The 16,658-nt window shown below is 69.3% G+C and carries 12 protein-coding genes and 1 pseudogene; 7 read left to right on the forward strand and 6 right to left on the reverse strand.

Translation table 11 applies throughout. The features are described from left to right. Positions 1–49: 49 nt before the first annotated feature. The 3 genes from rfbD to P2Q00_RS42180 are packed head-to-tail and all read right to left on the reverse strand — an operon-like array spanning position 50 to position 2,981. Positions 50–898 carry a dTDP-4-dehydrorhamnose reductase gene (gene rfbD, locus P2Q00_RS42170; protein ID WP_425579661.1) on the reverse strand — a complete coding sequence of 283 codons (849 nt, stop codon included), beginning with the start codon at positions 896–898 and terminating at the stop codon, positions 50–52. A gap of 32 nt (positions 899–930) precedes the next feature. Further along, positions 931–1,917 (reverse strand): dTDP-glucose 4,6-dehydratase, encoded by a 987-nt coding sequence (gene rfbB, locus P2Q00_RS42175; RefSeq protein WP_275780045.1) that lies wholly within the window; start codon positions 1,915–1,917, stop codon positions 931–933. Beyond that, positions 1,914–2,981 carry a glucose-1-phosphate thymidylyltransferase gene (locus P2Q00_RS42180; RefSeq protein ID WP_275780046.1) on the reverse strand — a complete coding sequence of 356 codons (1,068 nt, stop codon included), beginning with the start codon at positions 2,979–2,981 and terminating at the stop codon, positions 1,914–1,916. The genes rfbB and P2Q00_RS42180 overlap by 4 nt, the downstream gene beginning before the upstream one ends. A gap of 194 nt (positions 2,982–3,175) precedes the next feature. On the opposite strand from P2Q00_RS42180, the gene P2Q00_RS42185 reads away from it, so the two are divergent. The 3 genes from P2Q00_RS42185 (at position 3,176) to P2Q00_RS42195 (ending at position 7,222) form a co-directional block, all read left to right on the forward strand. After that, positions 3,176–5,185: a glycosyltransferase family 2 protein gene (locus P2Q00_RS42185; protein ID WP_275780048.1), complete on the forward strand. Its 2,010-nt coding sequence runs from the start codon at positions 3,176–3,178 to the stop codon at positions 5,183–5,185. 27 nt (positions 5,186–5,212) lie between these two features. After that, on the forward strand, positions 5,213–5,809 hold the full coding sequence (rfbC, locus tag P2Q00_RS42190; RefSeq protein WP_275780050.1) for a dTDP-4-dehydrorhamnose 3,5-epimerase: 597 nt from the start codon (positions 5,213–5,215) through the stop codon (positions 5,807–5,809). Between the two features lie 153 nt (positions 5,810–5,962). Continuing rightward, the gene (locus tag P2Q00_RS42195) at positions 5,963–7,222 is read left to right on the forward strand and encodes an alpha/beta hydrolase (protein ID WP_275780052.1); all 1,260 of its coding nucleotides are present in this window, start codon (positions 5,963–5,965) and stop codon (positions 7,220–7,222) included. A gap of 11 nt (positions 7,223–7,233) precedes the next feature. On the opposite strand, the gene P2Q00_RS42200 is transcribed toward P2Q00_RS42195, so the two are convergent. The 3 genes and pseudogenes from P2Q00_RS42200 to P2Q00_RS42210 all read right to left on the reverse strand — a co-directional run bounded on the left by P2Q00_RS42200 (position 7,234) and on the right by P2Q00_RS42210 (position 12,297). Next, positions 7,234–9,090, reverse strand: coding sequence for a terpene synthase family protein (locus P2Q00_RS42200; protein ID WP_338059407.1), 1,857 nt, complete (start codon positions 9,088–9,090; stop codon positions 7,234–7,236). 499 nt (positions 9,091–9,589) lie between these two features. Beyond that, positions 9,590–10,465 (reverse strand): annotated as a pseudogene (gene ispG / locus P2Q00_RS42205) (flavodoxin-dependent (E)-4-hydroxy-3-methylbut-2-enyl-diphosphate synthase); the annotation flags it as partial. Then, complete coding sequence (locus P2Q00_RS42210) at positions 10,462–12,297, reverse strand: 1-deoxy-D-xylulose-5-phosphate synthase (protein ID WP_275780054.1); 1,836 nt, start codon at positions 12,295–12,297, stop codon at positions 10,462–10,464. The gene P2Q00_RS42210 and the pseudogene ispG, both read right to left, overlap by 4 nt. Before the next feature lie 575 nt (positions 12,298–12,872). On the opposite strand from P2Q00_RS42210, the gene P2Q00_RS42215 reads away from it, so the two are divergent. The 4 genes from P2Q00_RS42215 to P2Q00_RS50875 all read left to right on the forward strand — a co-directional run bounded on the left by P2Q00_RS42215 (position 12,873) and on the right by P2Q00_RS50875 (position 16,600). Further along, positions 12,873–14,282 carry a family 2B encapsulin nanocompartment shell protein gene (locus tag P2Q00_RS42215; RefSeq protein ID WP_275780055.1) on the forward strand — a complete coding sequence of 470 codons (1,410 nt, stop codon included), beginning with the start codon at positions 12,873–12,875 and terminating at the stop codon, positions 14,280–14,282. Between the two features lie 10 nt (positions 14,283–14,292). After that, the gene (locus P2Q00_RS42220) at positions 14,293–15,450 is read left to right on the forward strand and encodes a family 2 encapsulin nanocompartment cargo protein terpene cyclase (RefSeq protein WP_275780056.1); all 1,158 of its coding nucleotides are present in this window, start codon (positions 14,293–14,295) and stop codon (positions 15,448–15,450) included. Positions 15,451–15,480: 30 nt separating this feature from the next. Continuing rightward, positions 15,481–16,332, forward strand: a complete 852-nt coding sequence (locus P2Q00_RS42225) for a geranyl diphosphate 2-C-methyltransferase (RefSeq protein WP_275780057.1) — start codon at positions 15,481–15,483, stop codon at positions 16,330–16,332. 103 nt (positions 16,333–16,435) lie between these two features. Then, on the forward strand, positions 16,436–16,600 hold the full coding sequence (locus P2Q00_RS50875) for a response regulator (RefSeq protein ID WP_338059405.1): 165 nt from the start codon (positions 16,436–16,438) through the stop codon (positions 16,598–16,600). Positions 16,601–16,658: the final 58 nt, after the last annotated feature.

Consider the following 16,658-nt stretch of genomic DNA (forward strand, 5'->3'; position numbering starts at 1 on the left):
AACGGATTTGGCCGACCCCGCTCGTTCCAGGGGAACTTCGTGCGCCGGATTACGGCCGCTCGGCCGCAAGGAGTGCCGGAAACGCCTCGTGCAGGGCCTCGCGCCAGTCGCGGATCGGCTCGATTCCGGCGGTTGCCCAGCGGTCGTGGCCGAGGACGCTGTAGGCCGGTCGGGGTGCCGGGCGGACGTAGGCGGCGCTGGTGGTCGGGCGGACCCGCTCGGGGTCCGCGCCGAGCAGCCGGAAGATCTCCCGGGTGAGGCCGAACCAGGTGGTCTCGCCGCCGCTGGTGCCGTGGTAGATCCCGGCCGGGGCGGCACCGGTCAGCGCCAGGTGCCCGAGGCGGACGAGCCGGTCGGCGAGGTCGACGGTCCAGGTGGGCTGGCCGCGCTGGTCGTCGACCACGTCGAGGGTGTCCTTGACGCCCTCAAGCTTGATCATCGTGCGGACGAAGTTGCCGCCGCCCGCGCCGTACAGCCATGCGGTGCGCACCACGTAGCCCGCGTCGGGGAGTGCGGTCAGCACCGCCTGCTCGCCGGCCAGCTTGGTGCGGCCGTAGGCGCTCCTGGGGGCCGTGGGCGCGTCCTCGGGATAGGGAGAAGTGCCGTCGCCCGCGAAGACGTAGTCCGTGGAGACCTGCAGCAGCCTGGCGCCGGTCTTGGCGCAGGCCGCCGCCAGGTGCCGGGGACCCTCGCCGTTGATCCGCAGGGCCTCGGCCTCCTGGGTCTCCGCATCGTCCACGGCCGTCCAGGCGGCGCAGTTGACGACCACATCGGGCCGGTGCTCGGCGACGGCCTCGTGCACCGCCTCCGGGTCCGTGATGTCCAGGTCCCCGCGGGCCAGGCCCACGCTCCGCTCGCCGTCGGCCGCCAGGCGGGCCAGGAGGTCCTTGCCGAGCATGCCGCCCGCACCGGTGATCAGCCAGGTGGATGTCACAGCGCCGCGCGCTCCTTCAGGGGCTCCCACCAGGCGCGGTTGTCCCGGTACCAGGCGACGGTCTCGGCGAGGCCGGTGGCGAAGTCCTTGCGGGGTTCGTAGCCCAGCTCCGTGCGGATCTTGGTGCAGTCCACGGAGTAGCGGCGGTCGTGGCCCTTGCGGTCGGCGACGTACTCGACGCTCTCGTCCCAGTCGGCGCCGCAGGCCTCCAGCAGCAGCCCGGTCAGTTGCTTGTTGGACAGTTCGGTGCCGCCGCCGATGTTGTAGACCTCGCCGGCGCGGCCCTTGGTGCGCACCAGCTCGATGCCCTGGACGTGGTCGTCGATGTGCAGCCAGTCGCGGACGTTGCCGCCGTCGCCGTACAGGGGGACCTTCTTGCCGTCCAGCAGGTTGGTGATGAACAGCGGGATGACCTTCTCGGGGAAGTGGTGGTGGCCGTAGTTGTTGGAGCAGCGGGTCACCCGTACGTCGAGGCCGTGGGTGCGGTGGTAGGACAGGGCGATCAGGTCGCTGGACGCCTTGGCCGAGGAATAGGGCGAGTTGGGCTGCAGCGGGTGGGTCTCGGGCCAGGAGCCGGAGTCGATGGAGCCGTAGACCTCGTCGGTGGAGATGTGCACGAAGGTCTTGATGCCGGCCCGGTGCGCGGCGTCGATCAGGGTGTGGGTGCCGACCACGTTGGTGCGGACGAATTCGGCGCCGCCGTCGATGGAGCGGTCCACGTGGGACTCGGCCGCGAAGTGGACCACCTCGTCGTGTTCGGCCATCAGCTTCCCGACCAGCTCGGGGTCGCAGATGTCGCCCTGGACGAAGGCGAAGCCCGGGTGATCACGCACCTCGTCGAGGTTGGCCGGGTTGCCCGCGTAGGTGAGCTTGTCCAGCACCGTGATCGCCACCTCGCCCGGGCCGGACGGGCCGAGCAGCGTACGGACGTAGTGGGAGCCGATGAAACCGGCGCCGCCGGTCACCAGGATTCTGGTCGTCATGAAGAAATTTGTACCTTGCTGTGGTCGCCGAGGACGAGTCGGTGGGCTGAGGGGTTGCGGGGGGCGGGGGTGACCTGGACGTTGCGGCCGATCAGGGAGGTCTCGATACGCCGTACGCCGGTGATGGAGGATTCGCGCAGGACGATGGAGTACTCGACCTCGCTGTCGTCGATCCGGCAGTCCTCGGAGATGGAGGTGAACGGGCCGATGTACGAGTCGCTGATCACCGAACCGGGGCCGATGATCGCGGGGCCGACGATGCGTGATCCGCGGACCTCGGCACCGGCGTCGATCCTCACCCGGCCGATGATCTCGCTGGAGGCGTCGACGGTGCCCTCGACGACGGGCTCGAGCGTCTCCAGGACGGAGCGGTTGACCTCCAGCATGTCGGCGACGTTCCCGGTGTCCTTCCAGTAGCCGGAGATGGTCGTCGAGCGGACGTCCTTGTGCTGGTCGATCAGCCACTGGATGGCGTGGGTGATCTCCAGCTCGCCGCGCCAGGAGGGCTCGATGCTGCGGACGGCCTCGTGGATCGCGGGGGTGAAGAGGTACACACCCACCAGCGCGAGGTCGCTCTTGGGCTGTTTCGGCTTCTCCTCCAGCCCCTTGACGCGGCCGCTCTCGTCCAGCTCGGCCACACCGAACGACGTCGGGTTGGGCACCCGGGTCAACAGGATCTGCGCGTCGGGGTGTTCCGTACGGAACTCGTCGACGAGGCCGGTGATGCCGCCGACGATGAAGTTGTCGCCGAGGTACATGACGAAGTCGTCGTCGCCCAGGAAGTCGCGCGCGATGAGGACCGCGTGGGCCAGGCCGAGCGGCTGGTCCTGGGGGATGTAGGTGACGTTGATCCCGAGCTTCGAGCCGTCGCCCACGGCTTCCCGGATCTCTTCGGCGGTGTCGCCGACGATGATCCCGACGTCCGTGATGCCGGCGTCGGCGATGGCCTCCAGCCCGTAGAACAACACGGGCTTGTTGGCGACGGGCACCAGCTGCTTGGCCGATGTGTGGGTTATCGGACGCAGGCGGGTGCCCGAGCCACCGGAAAGAACGAGAGCCTTCATCCGCTGCACGCTAGCTTTCGTCAAATCACCTTTCCGTGCGCTAAGCCACAGTTCACCTAATCGTTGCGGGCACTTTGTGATCTGTTTGCACGCAAGGTTGTGATTGGGTGTGAATGCGGTTAATCGAACGTTTACCCAGCGGCCTCGTGCGTATGGTCAGGAGGTTACCCAGTAGCCGAGGCGGAAGAAGAGACGTGCCCATCAAGGTGAGTGTGGTCATCCCGGTCTACAACCCGGGCCAGTACATCGAGGACTGCATCGCCTCTCTTCTGCGTCAGAGCCTGCCCGACGACGAGTACGAAGCGATCTTCGTCGACGACGGCTCCACCGACGAGACGCCCGAGCTTCTGGACCGGCTCGCTGCCGAGCACCCGCACATGCACGTCATTCACCAGGAGGGCTCCGGGTGGTCGGGCAAGCCGCGTAACGTCGGCATGGCCGCCGCCAAGGGGGAGTTCATCCAGTTCGTGGACAACGACGACTGGCTGGGCGACGAAGCCCTGGAACGTATGTACAACTACGGCGTGCAGAACAACGCCGACGTGATCGTGGGCAAGATGGCCGGCAAGGGGCGCCCGGTCCCGCTGGAGCTGTTCCGCAAGAACCGCCCGCACGCGAACGTCGAGAACGCCCCGCTGATCGACAGCCTCACCCCGCACAAGATGTTCCGCAAGGCGTTCCTGGACGAGCACCACCTCCGCTACATGGAGGGGCGCCGGCGCCTGGAGGACCACGTCTTCGTCACCGAGGCCTACCTGCGGGCCGAGAACGTCGCCGTGCTCAGCGACTACCTGTGCTACTACCACGTCAAGCGCGAGGACGCCTCCAACGCCGGCTTCCAGCGCTTCGACCCGGTCGGATACTTCAAGAACCTCCGTGAGGCCCTCGACGTCGTCGAGAAGCTCACCGAGCCCGGCCCGCTGCGCGACCGCCTCTTCCGCCGCTGGCTGCGCAACGAGATGGTCGAGCGGATGCGCGGGCAGCGTCTGCTCAAGCTGCCCGCCGACTACCGCCAGGAGCTGTTCGACGAGATCCACAAGGTGGTCGTCGAGCGCTTCGGACCTGGAGTCGCGGCCGGACTGCAGCCCACTCAGCAGATCGTCGCCGGCCTGATCGCGGCCGACCGGCTCGCCGATGTCGAGGAGTTCGCCCGGTGGGAGTCGGGGATCAAGCCCTCCGGCGTCCTGGAGAGCCTCGGCTGGGAGAACGGCAACCTGTCGATCGGTTTCACCGCCGAGTACAAGTCGGGCGGTGAGCCCATCACCTTCCAGGCCGACGGCGGGAGAGACCTGCTCGTTCCACCGTTGCCCCAGACCAGCCTGGACGCCATCGCCCTGCTCGGCGCGGACACCTCCGCCCCGCTGGCCAAGTCCAAGGTGGACCTCGTCGTGCGCGAGCGCGCGACGGCCGCGGAGTTCTTCCAGCCTGTCGAGCTCACGCGGGAGAAGGTCGCCGTCGAGGGCAGGGAGGGACACTTCCGGCAGGTGCTGCGAGCCACCTCGCAGGTCGACCCGCTGTCGGCGGCAAACGGCGCCGGACTGGATGCGGGCATCTGGGACGTCCTGATCCGCATCAGCTCCTGCGGATGGACCAAGTCGACCCGCCTCGGTTCCGTGCGCAGCGAGGAGGCCGGGCGCGGGCGCGGCGCCGCCGTTGTCGGCTCCCCGGCCCACTTGGTCCTGCCGTACTGGACCGACCCGCACAACAACCTCTCGCTCGACGTCGGCCAGCAGACCAACAAGATCTCGTACGAGTTCGCCGGACTGGCCCCTGCCGACGTCACCATGACAACGGACCCCGAACGCCTCACCGTTGCCATGCCGTTCCACGCCCAGGGCGAGAGCGAGGCAACCCTGAAGCTGACGAACGCTGCGGCCAGGCGCTCGGTCGACCTCCCCGCCACGCTGAGCGCCCGTTCGACCGGCGAGGCCGAGCTGAGCGCCGGCCTTCCGCTCGGTGAGCTGGTGGACGACCAGTGGGGGCTGGAGCTGATCCTGCCCTCGACCGGAGCCGGCAAGCCGGTTGCCCTGCCGCTGGCGCTCGATGTCTCCGCCCGTGGTGGTGCAGTGGTCAAACGCCGCGCTGCCGCTGCCGCCGGCGTGGCGGCCAAGGGCCCCGGGGGGCGCAGCCCTGCCCGTCGCCTCGTAGACTCGACGATCTTCCGCCGCGCGGCGGGCAGGCTCCGCCGGGCTCTGAAGAAGTAACCGAACCACGCGAGCAAGGATCAACACGTGCGACCACTGGGCATTGACGGCGCTTGGATGCTGGAACCCAAGGTCTTCGCCGACGACCGCGGCAGCTTCCACGAGTGGTTCCGCGGCGCCGAGTTCCGCGAGGCGACCGGCCAGGACCTCAACCTGGCGCAGGCCAACTGCTCCGTCTCCAAGCGGGGCACCTTGCGCGGCATCCACTTCGCCGATGTTCCGCCGAGCCAGGCCAAGTACGTCAAGTGTGTGCGCGGTGCGATCATCGACGTCATCGTCGACATCCGCGTCGGCTCACCGACGTACAAGCAGTGGGAGGCCGTCCGGCTCGACGACCGGACCCACCACGCCGTCTACCTGTCCGAGGGCCTCGGCCACGCCTTCTTCGCCCTGACCGACGACGCGACGGTGGGCTACCTCTGCTCCGAGGGCTACGCCCCCGAGCGCGAGCACGGCATCCACCCGCTCGACCCGGACCTGGCCATCGAGTGGCCGGCCGGCATCGAGCCGCTGCTGTCCCCGAAGGACGAGCAGGCGCCGACGCTCGCCGCCGCGGAGGCACAGGGCCTGCTCCCGGCGTACGAGGACTGCGTCGCCTACCGCAGGACCCTTCGCGGCGACTGACAGCCGCACAGGTCTATGCCGGGCCCTTCCGCGGAAACGGGGAAGGGCCCGGCCTTTATCCCTTTAACACCCTTTGGGGAACGCGGAAGGGTCCCCAGCCCTCCTTCTGGGTGACGAAAAAACCGCGGGCAAGGAAATCGAGGACTGAGTGGCATGGGTTTGACCAGCGAGACGACCGTGTACGTGATGGCGGTCCTGGCCGCCATTTGCGTGGCGCTTCTGGTCTGGCTGTGGCCACGGCTCGCCCGGCAGACTCCGTTGCAGGTGCTCGGACGACTGGCGGCCGTCGGAGTGACCCAGGTGGCGCTCATCGCGGCCTTCGCGTGCTGGCTGAACTCGTCGTACCAGTTCTTCGGATCGTGGGGCGAACTCTTCGGCAACGTCGACACCGCCCCCGTCGGTGTGACGCAGGCATCCGCCGACAACGGCGACGGGACGGTGACCGGCGTCTCCGTCAAAGGGGCGTTGATACAGCCCGCCGGCGATGAGCAGTTGAGCCGGGTCAGCGGACTGCCCACCGGCAACCCCGCGGTGAACGGGCGGGTGGAGTCCGTGAAGGTCATCGGCCGCCGCACGGGCGTGGTCGACCCGGCCTTCGTCTACCTGCCGCCGCAGTACTTCCAGAAGGCGTACCACCGGCAGCGCTTCCCGGTGATCGTCGCGCTCAGCGGCTACCCCGGCAGCATCTTCAACCTCGCGCAGTACCTGCGGGTGTCACAGACCGCCGGAGAGCTGCAGAAGAGCGGCCAGATGCAGCCCACCATCATGGTGATGATCCGGCCGACGATCGCTCCGCCGCGCGACACCGAGTGCGTGGACGTCCCGGGCGGACCGCAGACCGAGACCTTCCTGGCCAAGGACCTCCCCGACGCCCTGAAGTCCAGCTACCGGGTGGGCCACGACGCGAGCTCCTGGGGCGTCATGGGCTACTCCTCCGGCGGCACCTGCGCCCTGCAGCTGACGATGCGCAACCCCCACGTGTACACGACGGCCGGCGCCCTCTCGCCCGACTACAAGATCAAGGACGACCCCACGACCGGCAACCTCTTCGGCAGCGGGCTGGCCCGGGTCAACCGGGTCAACGGGCACGACCTGATGTGGCGGCTCAAGCACCTTCCCGCGCCCCAGGTCTCCGTCCTGGTCGCCGACAGCAAGAACGGCGAGAAGGGCTACCCGCAGACACTGGCCTTCATCAAGGCCGTCAAGGCACCCATGCGCGTCGTGTCGATCCTGCCCGACCACGGCAGCCACAACTTCCCGACCTGGGTACGGGAGATGCCGGCCACCCTGAAGTGGATGAACCAGCAGCTGACCTTCCCCCAGGACGTCGTACCCCGCCACCACAAACCGGGCCGCACCACGGTACGTGCCTCGGGCCCCGAGCCCTCGGAGCCCGCCACCAGGCGCAGGTGACGGTCGGCAGGTCATCCATAACGCCCCACGCGGACGTGGAAGTCGGTGGAGGAGACGAGCTGTGCCATGGCATCGGCCCAGGCGCGTACCTCGTGGTCGGGTGAGCGAGCCAGGCGGCTGATGAGGCGGTGGGCCACTGCTGCTTCGTCGTCGCACATGCGGGTGACGCGTCCGAGAGCCTCGTCGGTCGTGACATCCGTGTGGCGCATCAGGAGATCTGGGAGCGAGAAGGGGTTCGACTGTGGCGCACCGCGAGCCCCGTGCTCGTAGGAGAAGGAACAGAGATCGTTGATCCAGCCGACCAAGTTGTGGACGGCAGTTTCCAATCGGTGCATGTCCGGCGTGAGGAGTGCGTGACTCGGGCGCGGAACAAGTGCCGTGATGATCGTGGCGAACACCGTGTGGCGTCGCATGGTCATGTACTCGTCCATGGGGACGGGTTCGTCGCCCCAGAGCCTGTGAGCCTCCCAGAGCAGGGAGAAGAAGATGCTGCGCAGTGCGGAGTCGAACCGGGTGAGACAGCTGCGGGGAAGCAGACGTTCGGCGCGGGCGGTGAGTTCGGCGAGGGCTGCGGGAAAACCGTCACCGCAGGCGCGGTGGTTGCCCTGCACCGCGCCGGTCCGGTCGAGGATCCGAGTGAAGTCGGCCAGTGTTCGCGCGAGTTGGCGGGGATCGGCACGACCGACGGCTTCCGCGTGCATGTCGTCGAAGGCGGTGAGCCACGTGAAGGCGTCTGCGGCCAGAGTGAGCATGTCGTGCGACGAGTGGGGAAAGGCCCTTGCGGTTTCGCGTCCGACGCATGTGCGGTCCAGGCGTTTTCGTCGGATCGGATCCGGGACCAGGCCGTGACGGTCGCGCCAGGCGCGGGTGTGTGCTTCGACGCTGTCGGCGTGGGGGCTCACTTGCTGAGGGAAGCGTGTCCAGAAGAGCGGACGGGGAGGATCTTCTGCGCCCTGTGCTGCCCGGTGAGCGACCGTGAAACCGGCCAGGACGGCCGCCCGTACGACCGTCGTGGGAGCGTACAGGGCTTTGCCGATCCAGAGTTCGGGATGGGACACGTCGTCGAGTCGGCTGCCCAGCCAGTCGCGGGGACGTAGCTGGACCTCCTGCGGAGCCGGTCCGTGGCGCTGTTCCAGTGCGGCCAGGGTCAACACCGCGTACGAGGTCTCTTCGGCTGTGCCGTCGCCATAGCCCCAGGAGCCGTTCGCGTGCTGGGAGCCGAGTAGCCAGTCATAGGTGGTCCGCAGTTCGCAGGACATCGCCGAGCCGAGGGCGAAGACGGCCTGGGCAGTGGCGTAGTACGGCGAGATATGCCACTTGTCGTGCCAGCAGCCCAGGTCGGAGCGAGTGGCGAGAAGGAAGTCGGTGGCCTTGCGCCGCTGTGGGCCGAAACGGTCGGGTGCGGTTGAAAGAGCTTCCAGCACACGGGCGTTGGCACTCACCGCGGGACCGCGCTCGTGAGGGAAACCGTAGAAGTGATCCGGCCCTTCGAAAGCCAACAGGGCAGAGAGAAGGTCGGCGCCCTCTGCGTCCAGACGATGGAGCACGATGGCCGCCATGGCGGTGTCGTCGGAGTCGGACACGGGGAAGTCCGCATCGACTCCCAGACCGCGGCCCCCGGTTGACAGTGCCGTCCGCTGCAAACGCCCGACGAGCGCCGCGGCCTCGGAGCCGGGAGGCAGGATTCCGGCGCGGTCGAGCAGGTAGAGCACCCAGGCGTCCTCGAAAAACGCCGATCGGAAAGCACTCGGGGAATCCGCCGTCACCCGTGGAGGCGGCGGCACGAGACAAGTAGTCGAGCGCTGCGCCGGAGCGGGTGTGCCGGTACAGGGCCGCGGTCGCGGCGACACTGTTGGCCAGCGAACCATTGGGCGACGTGAACGTCTCGACGCTCTTGGCCTTGTCGCCGTACGGGGCGCCGAGCGCTTCCAGCGAGTACAGCAGGGTGGTCGGCCGGGTGGTGAACAGGTCCGGTGAAATGAGACCGAGCTTCGCCGCGCCGAGCTGCTCCAACCCGGCAAAGTCCTCGTAGGGGAGCGGCTGACCTGTCCGACGCGACTGATCGAGGAGGTGGGGGACCGTGACCTCGAACGCGATCAGTTCGTCCGCGGACTCCTGCCAGCGCGGTGCTTGTCGGCGGACATGGGCCAGCCCTGCGGCGCATGCCGTGGTGGCCCATTCCTCCTGGACCTCCGACAGCGTCACGATCGCTGCCAGTGTGGAGACCAGCCGGTCCTGGACATGGTGAACCGTGCCTCCCCAAGAACCGTCAAGATGCTGCCGGCGCCGAAGCCAGTCCAGAGCTCCCTGCCGTAGCGGTCCGTCGGGCAGCAGACGAGCCACCTGGGCCGTCGTGTAGGCATGACTCGCGAGCCGGTGGATGTCGACCTGGAGGCGGCCGCAGCCGGGGCAGGAGACGATCTCCAGCCTGCGGGGGCGCAGGCCCAGGGACTGCAGGATGTGGCAGCCGGCCTTGACCTGCTCGACGGGGTCGGTGGAGAGGGAGACGCGGATGGTGTCGCCGATGCCCTCGGCGAGCAGTACGCCGAAGGCGACGGCGGACTTGATGGCGCCCTGGAAGGCGGGGCCCGCCTCCGTGACCCCCAAGTGCAGGGGATAGTCGCAGCGTTGGGCCAGCAGCCGGTTCGCGGCGATCATCGTGAGCGGGTCGTGATGCTTGACCGCGATCTTCAGGTCGCGGAAGCCGTGCTCCTCGAACAGCGAGCACTCCCACAGTGCGGACTCCACCAGGGCCTGTGGGGTCGCCCTGCCGTACTTGGCGAGCAGACGGGGGTCCAGGGAGCCGGCGTTCACCCCGATCCGGATCGGCACTCCGGCCTGCGCGGCGGCTCGGGCGATCTCGCCCACTCGGTCGTCGAACTTCTTGATGTTGCCCGGGTTCACCCGTACGCCGGCACAGCCGGCGTCGATGGCGGCGAACACATAGCGGGGCTGGAAGTGGATGTCGGCGATCACCGGGATCGGCGACCTGGCCACCAGACGGGGCAGCGCCTCCGCGTCGTCCGCGGACGGGACGGCGACCCGGACGATGTCGCAGCCCGCCGCCGTCACCTGCGCGATCTGCTGGAGGGTGGCGTTCACGTCCGCGGTCACCGTGGTCGTCATGGTCTGCACGCTGATCGGTGCGCTGCCGCCGACGGGTACCCGGCCGACATGGATCTGCCGGGTGCGGCGGCGCACCGAGATCGGGGGAATGCCCGGCACAGGAAGGTCCACGCTCATCCCGCCCTCCTGGCGACCGCGGCCGGACGGGACGGCATGTCCAGGGCGTTCAGCACCGCACCGGCGATTCCGGCGGAGTCCAGCCCCGCCTCGGCCAGCAGTTGCTCACGCGAGCCGTGGGCGACGAACGCGCGGTCCAGGCCCAGAGTGAGCTGACGGGCCCTGGAGCCCGTCTCCCGGCAGGCCTGCGCCATGGCCGAACCGGCGCCTCCCGCAAGGGAGTTGTCCTCTACGGTGACCCACATCCGATGCCGGGCGGCGAGCGAGGCAAGTGCGGGGTTCACGGGCAGGACCCAGCAGGGGTCGGCCACCGTGACGCCGAGCCCTTGCGCCTCCAGCCGCTCGGCGGCTTCCAGCGCGGCGGGCGCCAGCGGCCCGATCGGGATCAGCAGGACGTCGAGGGCGCCCGCCGGGGTGCGGCGCAGGATGTCCAGACCGCTCATACGGGCCACGGCCGGGATCTCGGCGAGTGCGGTGCCTTTCGGGAGCCGTACGGCGGTCGGTCCGTCCTGCATCGCGATCGCGGCCCGCAACTGGGCCCGCAGCCGTACGCGATCCCGTGGAGCCGCCACCCGCATACCCGGCACCATCGACAGCAGCGACAGATCCCACATGCCGTGGTGCGAGGGCCCGTCGGGGCCGGTGAGGCCCGCTCGGTCCAGGACGAACGTCACCGACAACCGGTGCAGGGCCACGTCCATCAGCAGCTGGTCGAAGGCCCGGTTGAGGAAGGTGGCGTAGACGGCGACCACGGGATGGAAGCCGCCCATCGCCAGCCCGGCCGCCGAGGTGACGGCATGCTGCTCGGCGATGCCGACGTCGAAGACCCGCTCGGGGAACCGTTCGGCCATCGCCGTCAGCCCGGTCGGGCCCGGCATCGCCGCCGTGATCGCGACGATGTCCTCGTGGGTGGCCGCCAGCTTCAGCAGCTCCTCGCCGAAGACGCCGGTCCACGACTTGGCCGCCGTGCCGAGTGGCCGTCCCGTGGCCGGGTCCAGCACACCGACGGCGTGCAGCCGCTCCGCCGTGTCCAGCTCCGCAGGCGCGTACCCTCGACCCTTGCTTGTGACGACGTGCACCACCACCGCACGGCGCAGGTCACGGGCCCGGTGGAGTACGGATTCGACCGCGACGGCGTCATGACCGTCCACGGGACCGAAGTAGCCGAAGCCGAGGTCGGTGAAGAGGTTGCGGCAGACCGCCGCCCCCTCGCCGCGTCTGAGCAGGTCCAGCTGCGCGGCCACCGCGCCCACGGTCGGCGCGTACGACCGGCCGTTGTCGTTGACCACCACGATCACGGGACGATCCGCCGCCGCCCCGAGGTTGTTGAGCGCCTCCCAGGCCATCCCACCGGTCAGCGCGCCGTCTCCGACGACGGCGACCACCGCGCGGTCCCGCTCCCCGTTGAGGGCACGGGACTTGACCAACCCGTCCGCGTAGGACAGCGCGGTCGACGCGTGCGAGTTCTCCACGAGGTCGTGCACCGACTCGGCCCGGGACGGATAACCGGACAGGCCTTGTCTGCTCCGCAGTGAATCGAAGCGGTGCCGGCGGCCGGTGAGCAGCTTGTGCACGTAGGCCTGGTGCCCGGTGTCGAACACGATCGCGTCCCGGGGGGAATCGAAGACCCGGTGCAGCGCGAGGGTGAGCTCCACCACCCCCAGATTCGGGCCCAGATGCCCGCCGCTCGCGCACACCTTCTCGATCAGGAAACCTCTGATTTCGTCGGCCAGTTGGGGCAGCAGGTCCGGTGGGAGGCGTTGCAGATCGTGGGGGTCGGCGAGGGTCTCCAGCAGCGGACGGGTGGCGGACAACTCCGCGTTCTGTGCCATGCGGCACACTCCCTCCGGTCGCCGGGCGGGGGTGGGTGTCCCGCTCTTCACCGTTCAGGAAGTACGGAATGGGACGGCGGCCTGCAGGAGAAGCGTTTCCTCATTCACCAGGTTTGCAAAGGCGCATCCGGCGGGCGCTTGAAGTGCACATGTGGCGAGAAAACGCCCTGATCGACTACGAAGACGCGGCGGCGCACTTGGGTGGGAGGGGAGCGTCCCATGTGCGCGTCGCACTACTGCTATCGGCCACCTCGCTCGCGAAGCCGCTCGGGCATCAGGGCTCGTGCGCGACCCCGGATGCGCCTTCTCGGAATGCGGTCCTCGCGCGGTTATCGCGACACAGCGGGCATATCGGCCGCCCCTGACCCGTCAAAGAAGCCGGGTGGGCAGGGTGTGCTCCCTGTGCATCCGGTGGCGCAAACATGTCGATCATTCCCCCGGCCGTCTCGACCAACATCATTTGACTTTGATTCACTTGCGCCGCAGGAGCCTCACGGGCCGACCGGCCCGGTGCGGGCTCCTTCTTGATGCACGCGCCCATAAGCCCATACGAAGGCCCATACGAAGGGACCAGGATGTCGCAGCCGGAGCAGCCCGACCAATCACCAGGCCGGGCACAGCTCAGTCTTGGGATCGCCGCCGCTCGGAACCTGACGACCACCACCAAGACCGTGCCGCAGATGCAGGGCATCAGCTCGCGGTGGCTGCTGCGGATGCTGCCCTGGGTGGAGGTGAAGGGCGGCACGTACCGGGTCAACCGGCGGCTGGTGTACGAGATAGGGGACGGCCGGGTGACGTTCGTCCAGGAGGGCGCCGCGGTCAAGGTCGTCCCCGCCGAGCTGGGCGAACTGCCGTTGCTGCGCGGCTTCGGCGACGAGGCGGTGCTGCGGGCCCTGGCCGAGCGGTGCGAGCAGCAGGAGTACGAGCCCGGCCAGGTGATCGCCCGGCAGGGCCGGGCCGTCGACCACGTCTACCTGATCGCGCACGGCAAGGTCGAGAAACTCGCGCCCGGCCAGTACGGCGAGGAGACCCGGCGCGGCGTGCTGGCCGACGGCGGGTTCCTCGGCGGGCAGATGGTCGCCGAGCAGCCGGGCACATGGGAGTTCACGGCTCGCACGCTGACGGCGTGCACGGTGCTGGCGCTGCCCCGGGAGGCGTACGAGGAGGTGGCGGCCCGGCACGAGGGGCTGCGGGCCCACGTCCGGCGGAACCAGGCCGAAGGGGCACGGCCGCGGAACAAGAAGGGCGAGGCGGCCATCGGCCTCGCCTCCGGTCACTCCGGCGAGCCGGTGCTGCCGGGCACGTTCGTGGACTACGAACTCCGGCCCCGTGAGTACGAGTTGAGCGTCGCGCAGACCGTCCTCAGGGTGCACAGCCGGGTCGCGGACCTCTACAACGACCCGATGGACCAGGTCGAGCAGCAGCTGCGGCTGACCGTCGAGGCCCTGCGCGAGCGCCAGGAGTCCGAGCTGGTCAACAACCCCGACTTCGGGCTGCTGCACAACGCCGACCACAGCCAGCGCATCTCCACCCACTCCGGCCCGCCCACCCCGGACGACATGGACGAGCTGCTCAGCATGCGGCGCGGGACGAAAGCCTTCTTCGCCCACCCGAAGGCGATCTCCGCGTTCGGCCGCGAGTGCAACAAGCGGGGTCTCGCGTTCGACACCGCCGAGGTCGGCGGGCACCCCGTACCGGCCTGGCGCGGCGTCCCCCTCATTCCCTGCGGCAAGATCCCGGTCTCCGGGCAGGGCACCTCCGCGATCCTCGCGATGCGGCTGGGCGAGGGGGAGCAGGGCGTCGTCGGCCTGCGGCAGACCGGGATCCCGGACGAGTACGAGCCGGGCCTGAACGTACGGTTCATGGGCATCAACGAGCAGGCGATCATCTCCTACCTGGTCAGCACCTACTACTCGGCGGCCGTCCTCGTGCCCGACGCGCTCGGCGTTCTGGAGAACGTCGAGGTCTTCGGCGCGCCGTCGTAAGGAGAAGTCCGTGTCACTGCTGTCCCGGATCGCGGCGCCCACGGCCCGTCACGACGTGGCGCGGCTCGTGTCCGAGCTGCTCGCCGAGCACCCCGGTGCCCGCCCCGAGGGGCCGGCGAAAAGAACCGCCCTGCCCACCGGACCCACGGGTCTGGGCACGTCGGCCGCCCGGATCACGGCCAGGCGCAAGGACGTCGAGGGCACCGGGGTCCCCGAGCTGTACTGCCCGCCCCCGCTGCGCGACGACCCGGCGCTCGCCGAGGAGGTCAACGCCCGTCTGCTGGCATGGGCCGAGGAGATCGGCCTCTACGCCGGCCGCCTCGACCGCGTCCGCGCGGCGGACTTCGGGCGCCTGATGATGCTGGCGCACCCCGACACCGACGACCCGGACCGCCTGCTGGCGGCCGGCAAGTGCGCCCTGGCGGAGTGGGCCACCGACGACTACTACTGCGACGACGAGACGATGGGTTCCGCGCCGGCGCTGCTCGGCGCGCAGCTCGGCGTCGCCTACGCGGCCATCGACCCCGCCCACCCTCCGCTCCGCTACGTTCCCGCCGTGGAGAAGGCCATGCAGGACGACCCGGTGCGGACCGCACTGCGCTCGGCCTTCGCACACATGGCCCGGTACGCGGACTGGTCCCAACTGGCCCGGCTGCGCCACGAGGTCGCGGTGCTGTTCGTGGGCTACGGGCAGGAGGGGTCCTGGCGCTCCCAGGGCCGGATGCCCGCCGTCTGGGAGTACCTGGCGCACCGTCAGATCAACAGTTTCGTCCCATGCGTGGCCATGACCGACATGGTGGGCGGCTATGTACTGCCCGCCGCCGAGTACGCCGATCCGCGCGTCCGCCGTGCCGTGACCATGGCGTCCACGGCCGCCACGCTCGTCAACGACCTCTACTCGATGGCGAAGGAACACCACTCGGACAGCGTGGAGTTCAACCTGCCGACCGTGATCGCCGCCGAGGAGCGCTGCACTCCGCGCGAGGCGATCGAGCGCAGCGCGGCCATCCACGACGAACTGGTCCGCACCTTCGAGACCGAAGCGGCCGCCCTGGCCCTGACCGGCTCACCTCAGCTGCGCCGCTTCCTCACCGGGGTGTGGGCCTGGCTGGGCGGCAACCGCGCATGGCACAGCGGCAGCCGCCGCTACGCCTCCACCACTTCCTGACTTCCGCACACCGCAAGGAGATCCACCCTCATGACCACCACCCCTGCCCCCGTCCTGCGCACCGCATACCAGAAGTCCGTGGCGGACTACTGGAACGCCGAGAAGAACCCTGTCAACCTGCGCCTGGGCGACGTGGACGGTCTCTACCACCACCACTACGGCATCGGCGACTACGACCCCTCCGCCCTGGCCGGCCCCGAGGACACCCGGGACCAGCGCATCATCGCCGAACTCCACCGCCTGGAGTCGGCCCAGGCCGACGTCCTGCTCGACCACCTCGGCCCCATCGCCCCCGGCCAGCGCCTGCTGGACGCCGGATGCGGCCGCGGCGGCACCAGCATCATGGCCAACGCCCGCTTCGGCTGCCAGGTCGACGGCGTCTCCATCTCCGAGGCCCAGGTCGAGTTCGCGAACGCCCAGGCCCGCAAGCGGGGTGTGGACGACAAGGTGCGCTACCACTTCCGCAACATGCTGGACACCGGCCTGCCGACCGGCGCGTTCCAGGGCATCTGGAACAACGAGTCCACCATGTACGTCGACCTGTTCGACCTCTTCGCCGAGCACGCCCGCCAACTGGCCTTCGGCGGCCGCTACGTAGTCATCACGGGCTGCTACAACGACGTGACGGGCGGCCGCTCCAAGGCCGTCAGCCGCATCGACGAGCACTACACCTGCAACATCCACCCGCGCAGCGCCTACTTCAAGGCCATGGCCGCGAACGGCCTGGTCCCGATGAATGTCGTCGACCTCACGGACGCGACCATCCCCTACTGGGAGCTGCGCGCCAAGTCCTCGCTGGTCACGGGCGTCGAGGACCCCTTCCTCACGGCCTACAAGGAGGGCAGCTTCCACTACCTGCTGATCGCGGCGGACCGAATCTGAGGGATGCAGGCTGTCCCATCGGGCCCGGCCAACAGCACAGCCATACGCCTCACTCGCTGTTGTCCCACCGCGTTGTCCCACCGCTCCCGGCGGCCGGACGAGCATGCGCGCGAGCGCTGACCGCGACATGCTCGTCCGGCCTCCTCACCAGGCGCTGGACGTCACCCTGACCCGCCTCGACGGGGTCAGCCTGGTGCGCCGCATCCGGGAGACCAGCCGGGTGCCGGTGCTAAGGATCTCCGGGCGGCCTCACCGTGGACACCGGTGATCGAGATCGTGCGCTGCTTCGGCCACAAGCTGGTGACCGTGCCGACGGCGCCCGATCG

Source organism: Streptomyces coacervatus, assembly GCF_029223485.1.
Classification (GTDB): Bacteria; Actinomycetota; Actinomycetes; order Streptomycetales; family Streptomycetaceae; genus Streptomyces; species Streptomyces coacervatus.